The sequence below is a fragment of the Microvirga arabica genome (assembly GCF_016811235.1).
GTDB classification, from domain to species: domain Bacteria; phylum Pseudomonadota; class Alphaproteobacteria; order Rhizobiales; family Beijerinckiaceae; genus Microvirga; species Microvirga arabica.
The window spans coordinates 1-13,516 of record NZ_JAFBID010000040.1 but is presented as its reverse complement, the minus strand read 5'-3'; the positions used below and the strand labels follow the sequence as shown (position 1 = coordinate 13,516).

Here is a 13,516-nt window from a genome sequence, read left to right as displayed (position 1 = left end):
TCAGCGGCCCTGTTCGAGGCGAAGCGCCAGCTTTTCGGGCAAGCCCGCCTCCCGCACCTTCCGGGCGGCCGTGGCCGTGTCATAGGGCACGCGCAGGTAGCGCAGGGTCTGGCGGGCCGTGTCGAAGATCGCGTAATTCGCAGCCGCCACGCCGTCCCGGGGCTGCCCGACGGCCCCGATGACGGCAAGCCACGTGCGGGTCGGCAGAAGCGGGATGTCGTTGTCGGCCACCGGCGAGAAGCTGCCCACCTTCGCGGTGGTGCTCATGTGGTAGAGCATGGGCACATGCACATGGCCGCAGAAGGTAATGTGCGCCTCGACGCGGGAAAAATGCCGGATCGCCGCCATGGGCTCGTCCATGTAGTCCCAGTTGCGCGGGGCATAGCCGTTGGCATGGACGTAGAGGACGTTTCCCTCCTCGTGGGCGAGGGGAAGATCGGCCAGGAACCGGCGCTGCTCGGGCCCGAGCTGGCCGCGGGTCCAGCGCAGCGCCTCGCGGGCCGTCCCGTTCATGTCCTCGTCCGAGCCGTCGATAGCCGCATCGTGGTTGCCCAGCAGCGCGACGGCGCCCTGGTCCACCATTGTCCTGACCATGTCGACCACCCAGGCCGGATCGGCCCCGTAGCCGACATAGTCGCCGAGGAAAACAAAACGATCGACCTTCAGCAGGCGCGCATGCGCAAGGCAGGCGGAGAGCGCCTCGCGGTTGCCGTGGATGTCGGTGAGGATGGCGATGAGCATGGGAGCAGTTCAACTCCAAACCCATCGCCACCGCAAGCCGGCCGATGGAAGGCTCAACGGCTTGGAAACGCTTAGGCGGGACGTCGCGCGAACAGCAGCGCAACGCCGAACCCGATCATCGTTGCGCCGGAAATGCGGTTGAGCCATCCGACAACGTGCCTGTTGCGGCTCAGGGCGCTCAAGCGCTGGCCGAGCACGGCGTAGAACAGCACGGCAAAGACTTCCAGCACGAGAAAGATCAGGCCGGTCAGTGCGAAGCTCGTCCAGTACGAGTGGGGTTCGATGAACTGCGGCAGGAAGGCCGTAAAGATCAGGATCGCCTTGGGGTTGCCGATGGCAGTCCAGAATTCCTGCTGGCTCAAGGACCGCAGGGAGCGCCGGGGCGCTGCCTCGCGCGGGGCCGTCACCGAGCCGGAGGCCCGCAGGATCTTGAAGCCGAGCCAGACCAGATAAGCGGCGCCGGCCCATTTGAGGATCGTGAAGGCCGCCTCTGAGGCGGCAAGCACGGCGCCGACGCCCAGCGCCGTCAGCCCGATCATCAGCGCGAAGGCGATGAGCCGTCCTCCCGAGGCGAGGACGGCCGTGCGCACGCCCTGCTGCAGGCCATAAGTGAGCGACAGCAGGTTGTTGGGGCCGAAGGCCAGGTTCAGAGCGAAGCACGCCGGCACGAACAGCAGAAGCGTGCTCCCGCTCATGGGCCTTACCCCCGCAGCGCCTGCAGCACCTTGCCGCCGGGCCGGCCGCGCGGCTCGAGGCCGATGCGGCGCTCCACGTCCTTGATCGCCTCGCGGGTCTTGGAGCCGATCTTGCCGTCCGGCTCGCCGACATCGTAGCCGCGGGCGGTGAGCAGGGTCTGCAGCTCGCGGCGCTGGGCGCGGGACAGGGGCGGGTCGTCGGTGGGCCAGGCGGTCTGGATGCCGGACAGGCCTTTCAGCCGGTCGCCGAGGAGCGCGATGGCAAGCCCATAGGACTCGGCGGCGTTGTAGGAATAGACCGCGTCGAAGTTCTTGGTGACGATGAAGGCCGGGCCGTTCACGCCCGCCGGAATCAGGATGCCGGCCGCGTAGCTGCCTTCGAGGGGACGTCCGTCGATGCGGCGCACGCCCATCGAGGCCCAGGTGCTCAGCGGCTTCTTGTTCTTGCGCCCGGCAAGGCTGGAGTTGAAGTTCGCCGGCAGGCGCACCTCGTAGCCCCAGGGCAGGCCGTTCACCCAGCCGGCCTTCTTCAGGAAGTTGGCCGTGGAATGCACCGCATCCGGCACGGAGTTCATGATGTCGCGCCGCCCGTCGCCGTCGCCGTCAACGGCGAGGCGCTGGAAGGTCGAGGGCATGAACTGGGTATGGCCGAAGGCGCCGGCCCACGAGCCCCGCAGATTGGCCGGGTTGATGTCCCCGTCCTGCACGATCTTGAGCGTCGCCATCAGCTCGCCCTTGAAATACTCGTTGCGGCGGGGCGCGTAGCAGACCAGCGTCGTGAGCGACTGCACGAGGGGCCGCCCGCCGATATCCTTGCCGAAATTCGACTCGACGCCCCAGACGCCCGCAATCGCATGCCGGTCGACGCCGAAGCGCGCTTCGGCCGCAGCAAGAGCCTGTCCCCATTGGCGCATGGCGGTGCGCCCGTCCTGCACCCGCTCGTCGTCCACGAGGGCCGCGAGGTAGTCCCAGATCGGCGTCTTGAACTCCGGCTGGTTGCTCATGAGGTCGAGGATCGTCAGATCCGGCGTAATGCCGCGGGTCGCAGCATCGAAAGCCTGGCCGGAAATGCCCTTGGCGGCGGCCTGGGATCTCAGGCCGGCGAGGCACGAGCCAAAATCAGCCTGGGCGGCAGCCGGATTGGCGGCGGCAAGGCTTGAGAGAACGAGGAGAGCGGGGGCAAGAAGATTTTTCATGCCGGGCAGATTGCAGTAAATTTGGTTAATCTTGTGAAAACGGAGCCGCACCTCACGCTTTCGTCATGAGAAGGCCTCTTCAGCCGGCCTCGATCTCCGGATCGGGCAGATTGGTCTGAATCCAGCGGTCGCTCACATGAACGTCGGTGGTTTCCAGCCGACCCGGACCGAGATTGACGAACTTGTGCGGCACATGGGCCGGTCCGAAAACAACCTGACCCTTTTCGCATTCGAAGCGCTCGTCGCCCACGGTGAAGAGCGCCCGCCCCTCGCGGATGATGAAGATCTCATCATAGGGATGGACGTGCCATTTCGGCCCGCCGCCGACCTCTTCCGTGGAATAGAAAAGCACGGTCACGCCGGTGCCGAGGGTGTGCCCCTCCACATGGCCCTTCCAGAAAAGGCTCGGATGGGTTGCCCAATCGGCGCGATCGAGAACCCGCGGCTTGCCCTGAATCATGGCTCATCCTCATGCATCAAGGATGATATCTTAAGCCCAGGCGCGTTCCGAGAGCTTCTTCTCGAAGCTGTCGATGGCGGAGGCCTTCTCCATGGTCAGGCCGATGCCGTCGAGGCCGTTGAGCATGCAGTGCTTCTTGAACGGGTCGATGTCGAACTTGATCGAACCGCCGTCGGGACCGCGGATCTCCTGGTTTTCGAGATCGACCGTCAGCGTGGCGTTGGCGCCGCGGCTGGCATCGTCGAAGAGCTTCTCCAGGTCTTCCGGCGAGACCTTGATCGGCAGGATGCCGTTCTGGAAGCAATTGTTGTAAAAAATGTCGGCGAAGCTCGTGGAGATCACGCAGCGGATGCCGAAATCGAGCAGCGCCCAGGGGGCATGCTCGCGGGAGGAGCCGCAGCCGAAATTGTCGCCCGCCACCAGGATCTTGGCATTGCGGTAGGCCGGCTGGTTGAGGACGAAATCCGGGTTCTCCGAGCCGTCCTCGCGGTAGCGCATCTCCGAGAACAGGCCGGTGCCGAGCCCCGTGCGCTTGATCGTCTTCAGGTACTGCTTGGGGATGATCATATCGGTGTCGATATTGATGATCCGCAGCGGCGCCGCGACGCTCTCCAGCACGGTAAACTTGTCCATGATCCTCATTCCTTCGGGCGGCAAAGGGCCGCTCTCGGGAGCCTCATACCAAAGGGTTTTAGGATCGGCTAGGGCAACGATAGCCGCATGATGACTTAGTGTCTTACAAAATGGCTGGCGAAGCTGTTCTTTAATTGCGCAAAGACTGCTTCGATGTGTTCAGGAATGTCTACATGCGTTATGAAGCCCTTGCCCCTCGGGCCATAGCCATGGAGGTCGTTGCGCAACCGGGGGATCTCTCCCATGACGAGGGCCAGGAAGCGATCCATCGACCACAATCCCGCAATCCCATTCAGGTCGAACTGAAGCTCCTCCCCGGCGAGGCGAACGCGAGGGGTGAATGTCGGCCAGTTGAGGACCTTCAGGTCAGGACGATCGCTCCAGACGTGACGGAATGTGGCATCGGCCCGCCTTTGCATCGTCGGGTCCTGGATGAGCAGGATCGTTCTCACAGGCAAATCGGCATTCTCGAGAACCCTGCGCGAGAGCAGGGCATTCTCGCCGCTGTTGGTGGACTCCGGCTCGATGAGAATGCTTGAACGGTCAATGCTCCAGAACCGCTCGGCGATGTCCGCGAGGATGTGAGCCTCAGTTCGTGCATCCGTGACTACAGCTCGATAGACCGCATGCATTGCAACCTTCCGGCGCAGAACCTCCGTTGCGTGCCCGACGCCGCCCGTGATCAGGAGTTTTGGGCCAACATCGCCCTTCATGGCACGAAAGGCACCCTCGGCCGTCTCAAGAACGCAATTCCCTGCCAGGATGATGCAATCGACAGACCCAGCTGCCATATGCTCCGGCAGGCCGTCAGACCTCTTAGGGCCGAAATTGTCCAAAGCCAGGAAAGCAGCCACTTCGTTGAGGGCCGCTACATCCTGTGAAGTGAACAGAAAGGCGTTCTGATCCATGCGTGAGCTTCACAGATAAGAGGTTGCTGCGGGGATTAGCCGGCGGCAGCCTCGATGGCTTCCATGTCCTCGTCGGAGAGGCCGAAATGGTGGCCGATCTCGTGCACCAGCACGTGGGTGACGATGGACCCTAGGCTTTCCTCGTGCTCGGCCCAGTAATCGAGGATCGGGCGGCGATAGAGCCAGACCATGTTCGGAAACTGGCCCGTCTGCATCATGGCGCCGCCTTGGGCGAGCCCGATCCCGCGGAAGAGACCCAAGAGATCGAAAGGCGTCTCGCAGCCCATCTCGCGCAGGGTCTCGTCATCGGGAAAATCTTCGACCCGGATCACCACGCCCTCGCACAGGGCGCGAAACGCCTCCGGCAGGCGGGCATAGGCGTCTTGCGCCAGGGCTTCCATATCGTCGAGGGAGGGGGCCTGAAGGGTAGCGAGATCGGTCATAATTTCAAAGGATATCGAGCTGAACGAGGAGCCAGAAGCCGAGGACCACGACGCCGATCAGGGACAGGACGCGCCCAATGCGCCGGCCCCAGAGTTCGATCGGGTCGGTGCCGCCGTCCGGGTCCATGGCGTCCCTAGCACCGAAATGGTCGCCGGCCCGCCGGCCCATACGGGCAAGGGCCGAGGAGCCCAGGGTTTCCGTGTCCCGCTGCACGCGCTCCAACGCCTCGCGGGCCTCAGAGGCCTCGCGCTCCCGGTCGTTCATCGGTCCCTCCCGGCTTAACATTGGGTTCACCATGGCGCCTCAACGACCTCTTCGCAACGGAACGCCTCCGAGGCTCAGCCGTTAACAGTCCCGGATAACCAATTCTTGAAGAGGCAACAATGCGTATGATTCTCGGTGTCCTGGCTGTGGCCGGGCTGACTGTCCTCGGCGCCGGCACGGCGTCGGCTCAGGGCGTGGATGTGCGGATCGGCCCGAACGGCGTTCGCCTGGAGCAGAACCGCCCGGCCTATCGCGAGCGTATCATCGAGCGCCGCGTGGTCCGTCCCGCCCGCACCCGCACCGTGTGCCGCACGGTGATGGAAGAGCGCGTCCGCCGGAACGGCGTGATCGTCCGTCGCCCGGTCGAGCGCTGCCGCCAGGTGGTGGCCGGCCGCCGGGTCTACGTGGACTAAGCTCGAAAGGCTTTTCGAATGAAAGAGGCCGTGACTCGCTAAGGGTCACGGCCTTTTCTTTTCGTGTGTGGCTGTGGATCAGCCGAAGGTGCGGATGTCCACGAAGCGGCCGGCGATCGCCGCTGCTGCCGCCATGGCGGGCGAGACGAGGTGGGTGCGGCCCTTGAAGCCCTGACGGCCTTCGAAGTTGCGGTTCGACGTGGAGGCGCAGCGCTCGCCCGGCGCCAGCCGATCCGCGTTCATGGCCAGGCACATGGAGCAGCCGGGCTCGCGCCAGTCGAAGCCGGCCGCCTTGAAGATCTTGTCGAGACCCTCGGCCTCGGCCTGCATCTTCACGATACCGGAGCCCGGCACGATCATGGCGCTGACGCTCCCCGCCACGCGCTTGCCCTCGACCACCTTGGCCACCTCCCGCAGGTCCTCGATGCGCCCGTTGGTGCAGGAGCCGATGAACACGCGGTCGAGCGCGATGTCAGTGATCTTCGTGCCGGGGGTCAGGCCCATATATTCCAGGGCACGCCACTTGGAGCGGCGCTTGTTCTCGTCCTGGATGTCGTCCGGGTTCGGCACCACGCCGGTGACCGAGATCACGTCCTCAGGAGACGTGCCCCAGGTGACGATGGGGGGAAGGTTCGCGGCATCGAGGCGGATCTCGGTGTCGAAGAACGCGCCCTCGTCGGTGCGCAAGCTGTCCCAGTAGCGCACGGCCGCGTCCCAGGCCTCGCCCTGCGGCGCCTTGGGCTTGCCCTTCAAGTAGGCATAGGTCTTCTCGTCGGGCGCCACCATGCCGGCGCGGGCACCGCCCTCGATCGACATGTTGCAGATCGTCATGCGGCCTTCCATCGAGAGCGACCGGATGGCCTCGCCCGCATACTCGATCACATGGCCGGTGCCGCCGGCGGTGCCGATCTCGCCGATGATGGCCAGGATGATGTCCTTGGCGGTGACGCCGGCGGGCAGTTGCCCGTCCACGGTCACGCGCATGTTCTTGGCCTTCTTCTGGATCAGCGTCTGCGTGGCGAGCACGTGCTCCACCTCCGACGTGCCGATGCCGTGGGCCAGCGAGCCGAAGGCGCCGTGAGTCGAGGTGTGACTGTCGCCGCACACGATGGTCATGCCCGGCAGGGTGAAGCCCTGCTCCGGCCCGACCACGTGAACGATGCCCTGACGGGTGTCGAGCTCGTTATAATACTCGACGCCGAAATCCTTGGCGTTCTGGGCCAGAGCCGCCACCTGGGTCGCTGCCTCGGGATCCTCGATCCCGTGCGAGCGGTCGGAGGTCGGCACGTTGTGGTCGACCACGGCCAGGGTCTTGTGCGGCTGGCGCACCGTGCGCCCGGTCATGCGCAGGCCTTCGAAGGCCTGAGGCGAAGTCACCTCATGAACGAGGTGGCGGTCGATGTAGAGAAGGCACGTCCCGTCATCCTGCTGATCGACGACGTGATCGTCCCAGATCTTGTCATAGAGGGTGCGGGCTTTGGCCATGGTTCTCTTCCAACAGTCTCGACAACGGTGATTTCAACGTGTTTAGCGGTTTGCCACCCCCGGGTGAAGATGCCCTGAGCGCAGGCCGCCTTGAAACGATCGCATAGCAGAGATGATGCAACGCGCAATTATATTTTTGTCGCGCCACCCTTTCCGCAAAGCTTGTTCCATCAGCAAAAAAGCGCGGTTTGCACCGCGCTTTGAAAAACTTTGCCTGAGAAGTGGGAGCCTTACTCGGCTGCAGCCTGGGTCTTCTTCTCGGCGCGCTCGGTGATACGGGCCGACTTACCGCGACGGTCGCGCAGGTAGTACAGCTTGGCGCGACGGACGGCGCCGCGGCGCACGACCTTGATCGAGTCGACGTTCGGCGAATAGATCGGGAAAACGCGCTCGACGCCTTCGCCGTAGGAAATCTTGCGAACCGTGAAGCTCTCCTGGAGGCCGCCGCCCGAACGGGCGATGCAGACGCCCTCGTAGGCCTGAACGCGGGTGCGCTCGCCTTCCTTCACCTTCACGTTGACGATGACGGTGTCGCCGGGCTGGAAATCGGGAATGGTCTTGGCGAGCTTGGCGATCTGCTCCTGCTCGAGCTGCTGAATGAGGTTCATGGTCTTAACTCCTGCCGTTGCGTGGCCTCAGGGCAAGCCCCGGACCCGCTGGATTTCGGCGTCCTGTTTTAAGTTGAGGCCGCGCCTATACAGGAGTTCGGGGGGGTTGTCGAGCCTATGGCCGTGCGGCAGGCTGGACCTCGGCGAACAGGTAGCGCTCGAACCAGTGCGGGAACGCCTTGGCGAGTTCTCGGGGCCCTTCCACCGTCAGCCCCATCCGTTGCCCCTCGGCAAAGCTCACGTCACCCCGCCACCAGGCGACCAGCGCCGGCAGGCGGGCGCGGACACGGAGGGGCTCAGGGAAGCCGGGGTTCTGGGTGCAGAGCGAGACTTCGGCCTCCTTCAGCAGCAGGAAGCGCGGCTGGCGCTGCCCCTCGATCTCGAAGCGAACGACGACGGGCTCCTTCGGCAGAGCCTCCACGCGCACCCGCCGCTGCATGTCGACGAGGACGGGTTCGAGATCGAGATCCTCATCGGCAGCGTGCCGCGGCAGCCAGCGCTGCCCCCAGGTGCCAAGCGCGCTCACGATGCCCATCAGCTCCCGGCCAGCTCCCGTGAGCGCATATTCGGGGCCGTGATCGCCTTCGATCCGCAGCACGGCACCTGCCTGGGCCAAGGCCTGCAGGCGCTCGGACAGCATGGTGCGGGAGATGCGCGGGATGCCGCGGCGGATGTCGTTGAAGCGGCGGCTGCCGCACAGAAGCTCGCGCACCACGAGAAGGGTCCAGCGCCCGCCGATTGCCTCATGGGCGCGGGCCACGGAACAGAACTGACCGTAATCTGCCATGAGCACAGCGCTACCATGGCGGCCAAGGGCCGAGAAGTCCGAATTCCGGACCTGACGGAATGCCTATGGCGGTTTATCGAAAGCCGCACTTTTGGACAGCATCCATGACCGTACAGCCCCGCACCATTCTCGACCGCATCGGCAACACCTCGCTGATCCCCTTGCGCCACATCGTGCCGAGCAACGGCGCGCGCATTCTGCTGAAACTGGAGAACGAGAACCCCACCGGAAGCATGAAGGACCGCATGGCGCTCGCCATGATCGAGGTGGCGGAGGCCGATGGACGGCTCAAACCCGGCGGCTCGGTTGTCGAATATACCGGCGGCAGCACGGGCGTGTCGCTGGCGCTCGTCTGCGCCGTGAAGGGTTACCCGCTCGACGTCGTCACGTCCGATGCCTTCGCACAGGAAAAGCTCGACCACATGCGGCTGCTTGGGGCGACGCTCCACATCGTGGAAAGCGAGGGCGGCCGCATGACGGAAAAGCTCACCAAGGACATGATCGAGCAGGCCCGCATCATCGCGGAAGCGAAAGGCTCCTTCTGGACCGACCAGATGAGGAACCGGGATCAGCTCGCCGCCTATCACCGCATGGCAGACGAGATCTGGCAGCAGACGGGCGGCCGCATCGATGGCTTCGTTCAGAGTGTCGGAACAGCGGCTTCATTGCGCGGCATTGCCGAGGGGCTGCGCCGTCATCACGACGACATCCGGATCGTTGCCGTCGAGCCCGCCGGGTCCGCCGTGCTCTCCGGCGGCCCATCCGGCGCGCACAAGATCGACGGGATAGGTGCGGGCTATGTGGTGCCGCTCTGGCAGCCAACGCTTGCCGATTTGATCGAGCGCATCTCGACCGAGGAAGCCATGGCGATGGCGTTCCGCCTCGCGCGCGAGGAAGGCTTGTTCGCCGGTACCTCCACGGGCGCCAACGTGCTCGCGGCTCTGCGGCTCGCCGAACGGCTGGGGCCGGATGTCACAATCGTGACGGTCATGTGCGATACGGGAATGAAGTACCTGAAGACCTTCGGGACAAGGCTCGGAGCGAACGCACGTGCCTGATGCCGAAGCCCCTTTCAGCGAATGGGCGGCAGCCGGCGCTTGACCGGTGAGGCCTTGACGATGGAGGTGCTGGTCTGGGCGCGTTGTGCAATGCGCTCCAAGATCGGATCGAGCTCGTCGATGGAGCGCAGGAGATAGCGCGCCACGAAGCAATCGTCGCCCGTCACCTTATCGCACTCGATGACCTCGGGGCTTTCGATCAGGAGCTTCTCCACATGGTGCAGCTGTCCCGGCAGCGGCCGGATGCGCACGATGGCCGTGAGGGTGTAGCCCAGGGCCTTTGGGTCGAGTTCGAGCGTATAGGCACCGACCACGCCGTCCTCCTCCAGCCGTCGCAGCCGCTCGGCGATGCTCGGAGGCGAGAGGCCCACGCTCCGGGCAAGCTCCGCATGGGAGAGCCTGGCGTTGTCGCTCAGGAGGCCGATCAGCGCTTGGTCGATCTCGTCCGGAACCGAGTTTCTGCTTTTAAGGTTTCTTGCTGAGATTGCCATTGCTTCGAAGGCCGATTGTTCAAGCTGCTTTCGATCATGAAAGTACGCCCGTCCCGGCGAAAGATAAAGTTCTGCCCTCGTCACAGGAGGCGCAGCCATGGGATCGCAAGTTAAGGTGTCGGGACGGCTGGAGATGATCGGCGCGATGGCGCTCTCGGGCACCATCGGGTACTTCGTGGTCGAGTCCGGCCAGAGCGTCTGGAACGTGGTGTTATTCCGCTGTCTGTTCGGGGCCTTGAGCCTGTTCGCCTATTGCTGGACGAAAGGGCCTCTGGCGCCATGGCCGTTCTCGACGCGCACGCTGATGCTCGCCATTTTAAGCGGTGCGGCCATCGTGCTCAACTGGGTGCTGCTGTTCTCGTCCTACGGGCATGCGTCGATTTCGATCGCCACCGCCGTCTACAACACCCAGCCCTTCTTCCTGATCCTGCTCGGGATGATGCTGTTCGGCGAGCGGCCGACGGGAGACGCGCTCGGTTTCATTGCCCTCGCGTTCCTTGGTCTTCTGATGGTCACCCAGATCGAGGCTGGCGGTCTCCCCTGGAGCAGCGGCTATGGAATCGGTCTGCTGCAGGCACTGGGGGCTGCCTTCCTCTATGCTGTGGCGTCCGTCATTGTGAAGCAGCTTAAAGGCATCCCGCCGCACGTGATCGCGCTGGTGCAAGCCCTGCTCGGCACCGCGATTCTCCTGCCGCTGGCCGACTTCTCAAGCCTGCCGGCGGAGTCCCTGCAATGGGGGTATCTCGCGGTGCTCGGGATCGTGCACACGGGCATCATGTACATCCTTCTGTATGCGGCGCTCCAGAAGCTGCCGACGCCGGTGATCGCCGTGCTCTCATTCACCTATCCGGCTGTTGCCATTCTCGTGGATTACCTGGCCTATGGCCGCGACCTGTCGCTCGGCCAGTGGAGCGGTATCGGGCTCATCCTGCTCGGCAGCGCCGGGGTGAACTCGAAGTGGCGGCTCGGGGTCAGTCGTCTGAGGATCAGCCCCACTCGGACGTGAGCAAATCCGGCCGCCGCTCGCGGGTGATGCGCTCCGATTCCTCACGACGCAAACTGATCACCCTTGAATCTCACGGACAAGAGCGGCCGGAGGCAAACTTCATCACAGTAATTCTCGATACGGCAATGACCTGGTGAGAGACGTTATGGGAGGATGACCAAAGCTTGCTGAACCATAGTGCCAGGGCTTCTTCCCAGATCTAGTTGATATGTTATATTAAATTTGGAGGTTCTCATGGGTCTAGATTTGATACCGCTTGGTAAGCCTAAGCTGGGCTATGAGGAAGAGCATGCGCGGCTGTTCGAAGCTCTCAAAGAAGCTGCCTTCTTCGACATTCCATCCCCACCTTTTTTCGTCCGTTTGAAGCAGCGGGTTGAAGTGCTTCTAGGGCGAAGGGTGAGGTCTGATGTCAGCACCGGCCGGTTGGCCGATGGGCCGATTCTTCTTCGTCAGCTGGAAGACATTTCCGTTTCACCGTACGACACATTGTGCTGCCCGCGCGCAGGTATCGATCCCGTGGCGGATCCCTGGCTCAGAAGCGCTTATGACGAAAGCAACGCCAAACGCGAAGGCAAGTCGTTCGAGCAGTTCAGGCAGGACATCCATGGCGAGTACGTGCTTGCGCTCGCTCCTCCCAGCCCAGGCCTTCCGCATTATGCCAGCGGCCCTGGGCAATATGTGGAGGGATATGCGTTCCGCGGCAAAGCACTTACCTTGGAAGGCATCGAGGACATTCTCGGCCTCGAACTCTACAATAAAGCCTGGATGCATCTCTCACCCCAGGAACTGGTCGAGTACAGCGATGAGCTTGAGGAGGCCGCTCTCAGGCATGCTCAGGAGCACGACATCTCCAGAGACGTCATGGCTCTCGAGGCTGGAGATGACTGCTCCCATGAAGAAGAGCAGCTCCTGATCTTACTCTCGTTGGCGCGCTGGTGTCGCTACTGGGGCGAGAATGGACACCCTGTCTGGTCGGACTACTGACCCCGCAGCAGGTCCGGCCGCCGCTCGCGGGTGATGCGCTCGGATTCCTCGCGGCGCCAGCGCTCGATCATGGCGTGATTGCCGGAGAGCAGCACGTCGGGAATCGGCCGGCCCTCCCACTCGCGGGGGCGGGTGTAATGCGGATATTCGAGGCGGTTTGACTCGAAGCTCTCTTCCGTGCCCGACGCCTCCTTGCCCATGACGCCGGGCAGAAGGCGCACGCAGGCATCGAGCACGATCATCGCGGCCATTTCGCCGCCGGAGAGCACGTAGTCGCCGATCGACACCTCTTGAAGCCCGCGCGCCTCGATCACGCGCTCGTCCACCCCCTCGAACCGGCCGCACACGATGACGACGCCCGGACCGGCAGCAAGCTCGCGCACGTAAGATTGCGTGAGCGGTTTCCCCCGGGGGCTCATGAGGAGCTTCGGGCGCGGATCGTTTTCTGGAACGTTCGCGTCGATGGCAGAGGCCAGCACGTCGCAGCGGATCACCATGCCGGGGCCGCCGCCCGCCGGCGTGTCGTCGACGGTGCGGTGACGGCCAAGGCCGTGGTCGCGGATGTTCTTGGCCTCGAGCGACCACACGCCGCGCGTCAGCGCATCGCCGGAGAGCGACATCCCGAGAGGTCCCGGGAACATGTCGGGATAGAGCGTGAGGATGGTGGCGGAAAAGCTCACGCCTCGTCCTCGGGCTGAGGCTTAGCCGGCTCGAACAGGTCGTCCGGCGGTGCCGCCACGATGCGCTTAGCCGCGATGTCCACCATCGGCACGAAGGCCTTGGTGAAGGGCAGGAACGCCGTCGGGCCTTTTTGCGCGGGTGCGATTTCGAGAAGGTCGCCGCCGCCGTAATTGGGCACGGCCACAACAGTGCCGATGATGTCGCCGGCTTCCGTCTGAACGGACAGGCCAATCAGGTCGGCGAGCAGGAATTCGTCGTCTTCCTCAGGCGGAGGAAGCTTGTCGCGCTCCACATGGAGCTGAACGCGGTTGAGTGCTTCCGCGGCCTCGCGCGTGGTCACGCCGTCGACGACGGCGATGAGCAGATCGGGTGCGCCGCCTGGCGCCGTCCGCACGTTCTTGAGGGAATAGGTTTTGCCGTTGCCGGCAATCAGCGGCTGGTAACCGGCGATCGCCTGCGGATCGCCCGTATGGGATTTCAGCCGCACTTCACCTTTCAGGCCATGGGCGCGACCGAACTCGCCCACGAGGACGAGGTCGTCACGGGGTGGCGCCGACAGGCCCTCTCCCCCCTTGTGGGGGAGAGTTGGAGAGGGGGGTGTATGCGCGACCTTAGATCGGTTTGCGCCGGCACCCCCACCCCTGCCCTTTTCCGGATCGGAA

The 13,516-nt window shown here is 64.1% G+C and carries 18 protein-coding genes; 4 read left to right on the top strand and 14 right to left on the bottom strand.

Translation table 11 applies throughout. The features are described 5' to 3' along the window. From JQC81_RS18795 to JQC81_RS18760, 8 genes are all read right to left on the bottom strand, one after another. Complete coding sequence (locus JQC81_RS18795; protein ID WP_203273311.1) at positions 1-741, bottom strand: metallophosphoesterase family protein; 741 nt, start codon at positions 739-741, stop codon at positions 1-3. A 71-nt stretch (positions 742-812) separates the two neighbouring features. Continuing rightward, a complete protein-coding gene (locus JQC81_RS18790; RefSeq protein WP_203273310.1) occupies positions 813-1,436 on the bottom strand; it encodes a LysE family translocator in 624 nt (207 codons plus the stop codon). A gap of 5 nt (positions 1,437-1,441) precedes the next feature. Further along, positions 1,442-2,632, bottom strand: a complete 1,191-nt coding sequence (locus JQC81_RS18785; RefSeq protein ID WP_203273309.1) for a lytic murein transglycosylase — start codon at positions 2,630-2,632, stop codon at positions 1,442-1,444. A 79-nt stretch (positions 2,633-2,711) separates the two neighbouring features. Further along, positions 2,712-3,092 (bottom strand): cupin domain-containing protein, encoded by a 381-nt coding sequence (locus tag JQC81_RS18780; protein ID WP_203273308.1) that lies wholly within the window; start codon positions 3,090-3,092, stop codon positions 2,712-2,714. 30 nt (positions 3,093-3,122) lie between these two features. Further along, positions 3,123-3,725 (bottom strand): 3-isopropylmalate dehydratase small subunit, encoded by a 603-nt coding sequence (gene leuD, locus JQC81_RS18775; protein ID WP_203273307.1) that lies wholly within the window; start codon positions 3,723-3,725, stop codon positions 3,123-3,125. 95 nt (positions 3,726-3,820) lie between these two features. Then, positions 3,821-4,633, bottom strand: a complete 813-nt coding sequence (locus JQC81_RS18770; protein ID WP_203273306.1) for a YdcF family protein — start codon at positions 4,631-4,633, stop codon at positions 3,821-3,823. Between the two features lie 35 nt (positions 4,634-4,668). Continuing rightward, positions 4,669-5,076: a metallopeptidase family protein gene (locus JQC81_RS18765; protein ID WP_203273305.1), complete on the bottom strand. Its 408-nt coding sequence runs from the start codon at positions 5,074-5,076 to the stop codon at positions 4,669-4,671. A 4-nt stretch (positions 5,077-5,080) separates the two neighbouring features. Next, positions 5,081-5,341, bottom strand: coding sequence for a hypothetical protein (locus tag JQC81_RS18760; protein ID WP_203273304.1), 261 nt, complete (start codon positions 5,339-5,341; stop codon positions 5,081-5,083). Positions 5,342-5,460: 119 nt separating this feature from the next. Between JQC81_RS18760 and JQC81_RS18755 the strand changes: the two genes are divergently transcribed. Then, positions 5,461-5,754: a hypothetical protein gene (locus JQC81_RS18755; protein ID WP_203273303.1), complete on the top strand. Its 294-nt coding sequence runs from the start codon at positions 5,461-5,463 to the stop codon at positions 5,752-5,754. Positions 5,755-5,832: 78 nt separating this feature from the next. On the opposite strand, the gene leuC is transcribed toward JQC81_RS18755, so the two are convergent. The 3 genes from leuC to JQC81_RS18740 all read right to left on the bottom strand — a co-directional run bounded on the left by leuC (position 5,833) and on the right by JQC81_RS18740 (position 8,634). Continuing rightward, positions 5,833-7,239, bottom strand: coding sequence for a 3-isopropylmalate dehydratase large subunit (leuC, locus tag JQC81_RS18750; protein ID WP_203273302.1), 1,407 nt, complete (start codon positions 7,237-7,239; stop codon positions 5,833-5,835). Positions 7,240-7,469: 230 nt separating this feature from the next. Next, a complete protein-coding gene (gene rplS / locus JQC81_RS18745; RefSeq protein ID WP_203273301.1) occupies positions 7,470-7,847 on the bottom strand; it encodes a 50S ribosomal protein L19 in 378 nt (125 codons plus the stop codon). Positions 7,848-7,962: 115 nt separating this feature from the next. Beyond that, complete coding sequence (locus tag JQC81_RS18740; RefSeq protein WP_203273300.1) at positions 7,963-8,634, bottom strand: winged helix-turn-helix transcriptional regulator; 672 nt, start codon at positions 8,632-8,634, stop codon at positions 7,963-7,965. A 104-nt stretch (positions 8,635-8,738) separates the two neighbouring features. Between JQC81_RS18740 and JQC81_RS18735 the strand changes: the two genes are divergently transcribed. Further along, a complete protein-coding gene (locus JQC81_RS18735; protein WP_203273299.1) occupies positions 8,739-9,692 on the top strand; it encodes a PLP-dependent cysteine synthase family protein in 954 nt (317 codons plus the stop codon). Positions 9,693-9,706: 14 nt separating this feature from the next. Here JQC81_RS18735 and JQC81_RS18730 read toward each other — a convergent pair whose 3' ends face one another. Beyond that, positions 9,707-10,183, bottom strand: coding sequence for an Lrp/AsnC family transcriptional regulator (locus JQC81_RS18730; protein WP_203273298.1), 477 nt, complete (start codon positions 10,181-10,183; stop codon positions 9,707-9,709). A 97-nt stretch (positions 10,184-10,280) separates the two neighbouring features. Between JQC81_RS18730 and JQC81_RS18725 the strand changes: the two genes are divergently transcribed. Next, positions 10,281-11,189: a DMT family transporter gene (locus JQC81_RS18725; protein ID WP_203273297.1), complete on the top strand. Its 909-nt coding sequence runs from the start codon at positions 10,281-10,283 to the stop codon at positions 11,187-11,189. Between the two features lie 234 nt (positions 11,190-11,423). Continuing rightward, the gene (locus JQC81_RS18720) at positions 11,424-12,173 is read left to right on the top strand and encodes a hypothetical protein (protein WP_210347216.1); all 750 of its coding nucleotides are present in this window, start codon (positions 11,424-11,426) and stop codon (positions 12,171-12,173) included. Here JQC81_RS18720 and trmD read toward each other — a convergent pair. Next, on the bottom strand, positions 12,167-12,853 hold the full coding sequence (gene trmD / locus JQC81_RS18715; protein ID WP_203273295.1) for a tRNA (guanosine(37)-N1)-methyltransferase TrmD: 687 nt from the start codon (positions 12,851-12,853) through the stop codon (positions 12,167-12,169). The genes JQC81_RS18720 and trmD overlap by 7 nt on opposite strands. Further along, positions 12,850-13,413, bottom strand: coding sequence for a ribosome maturation factor RimM (gene rimM, locus JQC81_RS18710; protein ID WP_203273346.1), 564 nt, complete (start codon positions 13,411-13,413; stop codon positions 12,850-12,852). The genes trmD and rimM overlap by 4 nt, the downstream gene beginning before the upstream one ends. Between the last annotated feature and the right edge of the window lie 103 nt (positions 13,414-13,516).

Bases quoted from the DNA above. Each gene is read 5' to 3' on its own strand.
- JQC81_RS18795 (WP_203273311.1), bottom strand. From the start codon at position 741: ATGCTCATCGCCATCCTCACCGACATCCACGGCAACCGCGAGGCGCTC.
- JQC81_RS18790 (WP_203273310.1), bottom strand. From the start codon at position 1,436: ATGAGCGGGAGCACGCTTCTGCTGTTCGTGCCGGCGTGCTTCGCTCTG.
- JQC81_RS18785 (WP_203273309.1), bottom strand. From the start codon at position 2,632: ATGAAAAATCTTCTTGCCCCCGCTCTCCTCGTTCTCTCAAGCCTTGCC.
- JQC81_RS18780 (WP_203273308.1), bottom strand. From the start codon at position 3,092: ATGATTCAGGGCAAGCCGCGGGTTCTCGATCGCGCCGATTGGGCAACC.
- leuD (WP_203273307.1), bottom strand. From the start codon at position 3,725: ATGGACAAGTTTACCGTGCTGGAGAGCGTCGCGGCGCCGCTGCGGATC.
- JQC81_RS18770 (WP_203273306.1), bottom strand. From the start codon at position 4,633: ATGGATCAGAACGCCTTTCTGTTCACTTCACAGGATGTAGCGGCCCTC.
- JQC81_RS18765 (WP_203273305.1), bottom strand. From the start codon at position 5,076: ATGACCGATCTCGCTACCCTTCAGGCCCCCTCCCTCGACGATATGGAA.
- JQC81_RS18760 (WP_203273304.1), bottom strand. From the start codon at position 5,341: ATGAACGACCGGGAGCGCGAGGCCTCTGAGGCCCGCGAGGCGTTGGAG.
- JQC81_RS18755 (WP_203273303.1), top strand. From the start codon at position 5,461: ATGCGTATGATTCTCGGTGTCCTGGCTGTGGCCGGGCTGACTGTCCTC.
- leuC (WP_203273302.1), bottom strand. From the start codon at position 7,239: ATGGCCAAAGCCCGCACCCTCTATGACAAGATCTGGGACGATCACGTC.
- rplS (WP_203273301.1), bottom strand. From the start codon at position 7,847: ATGAACCTCATTCAGCAGCTCGAGCAGGAGCAGATCGCCAAGCTCGCC.
- JQC81_RS18740 (WP_203273300.1), bottom strand. From the start codon at position 8,634: ATGGCAGATTACGGTCAGTTCTGTTCCGTGGCCCGCGCCCATGAGGCA.
- JQC81_RS18735 (WP_203273299.1), top strand. From the start codon at position 8,739: ATGACCGTACAGCCCCGCACCATTCTCGACCGCATCGGCAACACCTCG.
- JQC81_RS18730 (WP_203273298.1), bottom strand. From the start codon at position 10,183: ATGGCAATCTCAGCAAGAAACCTTAAAAGCAGAAACTCGGTTCCGGAC.
- JQC81_RS18725 (WP_203273297.1), top strand. From the start codon at position 10,281: ATGGGATCGCAAGTTAAGGTGTCGGGACGGCTGGAGATGATCGGCGCG.
- JQC81_RS18720 (WP_210347216.1), top strand. From the start codon at position 11,424: ATGGGTCTAGATTTGATACCGCTTGGTAAGCCTAAGCTGGGCTATGAG.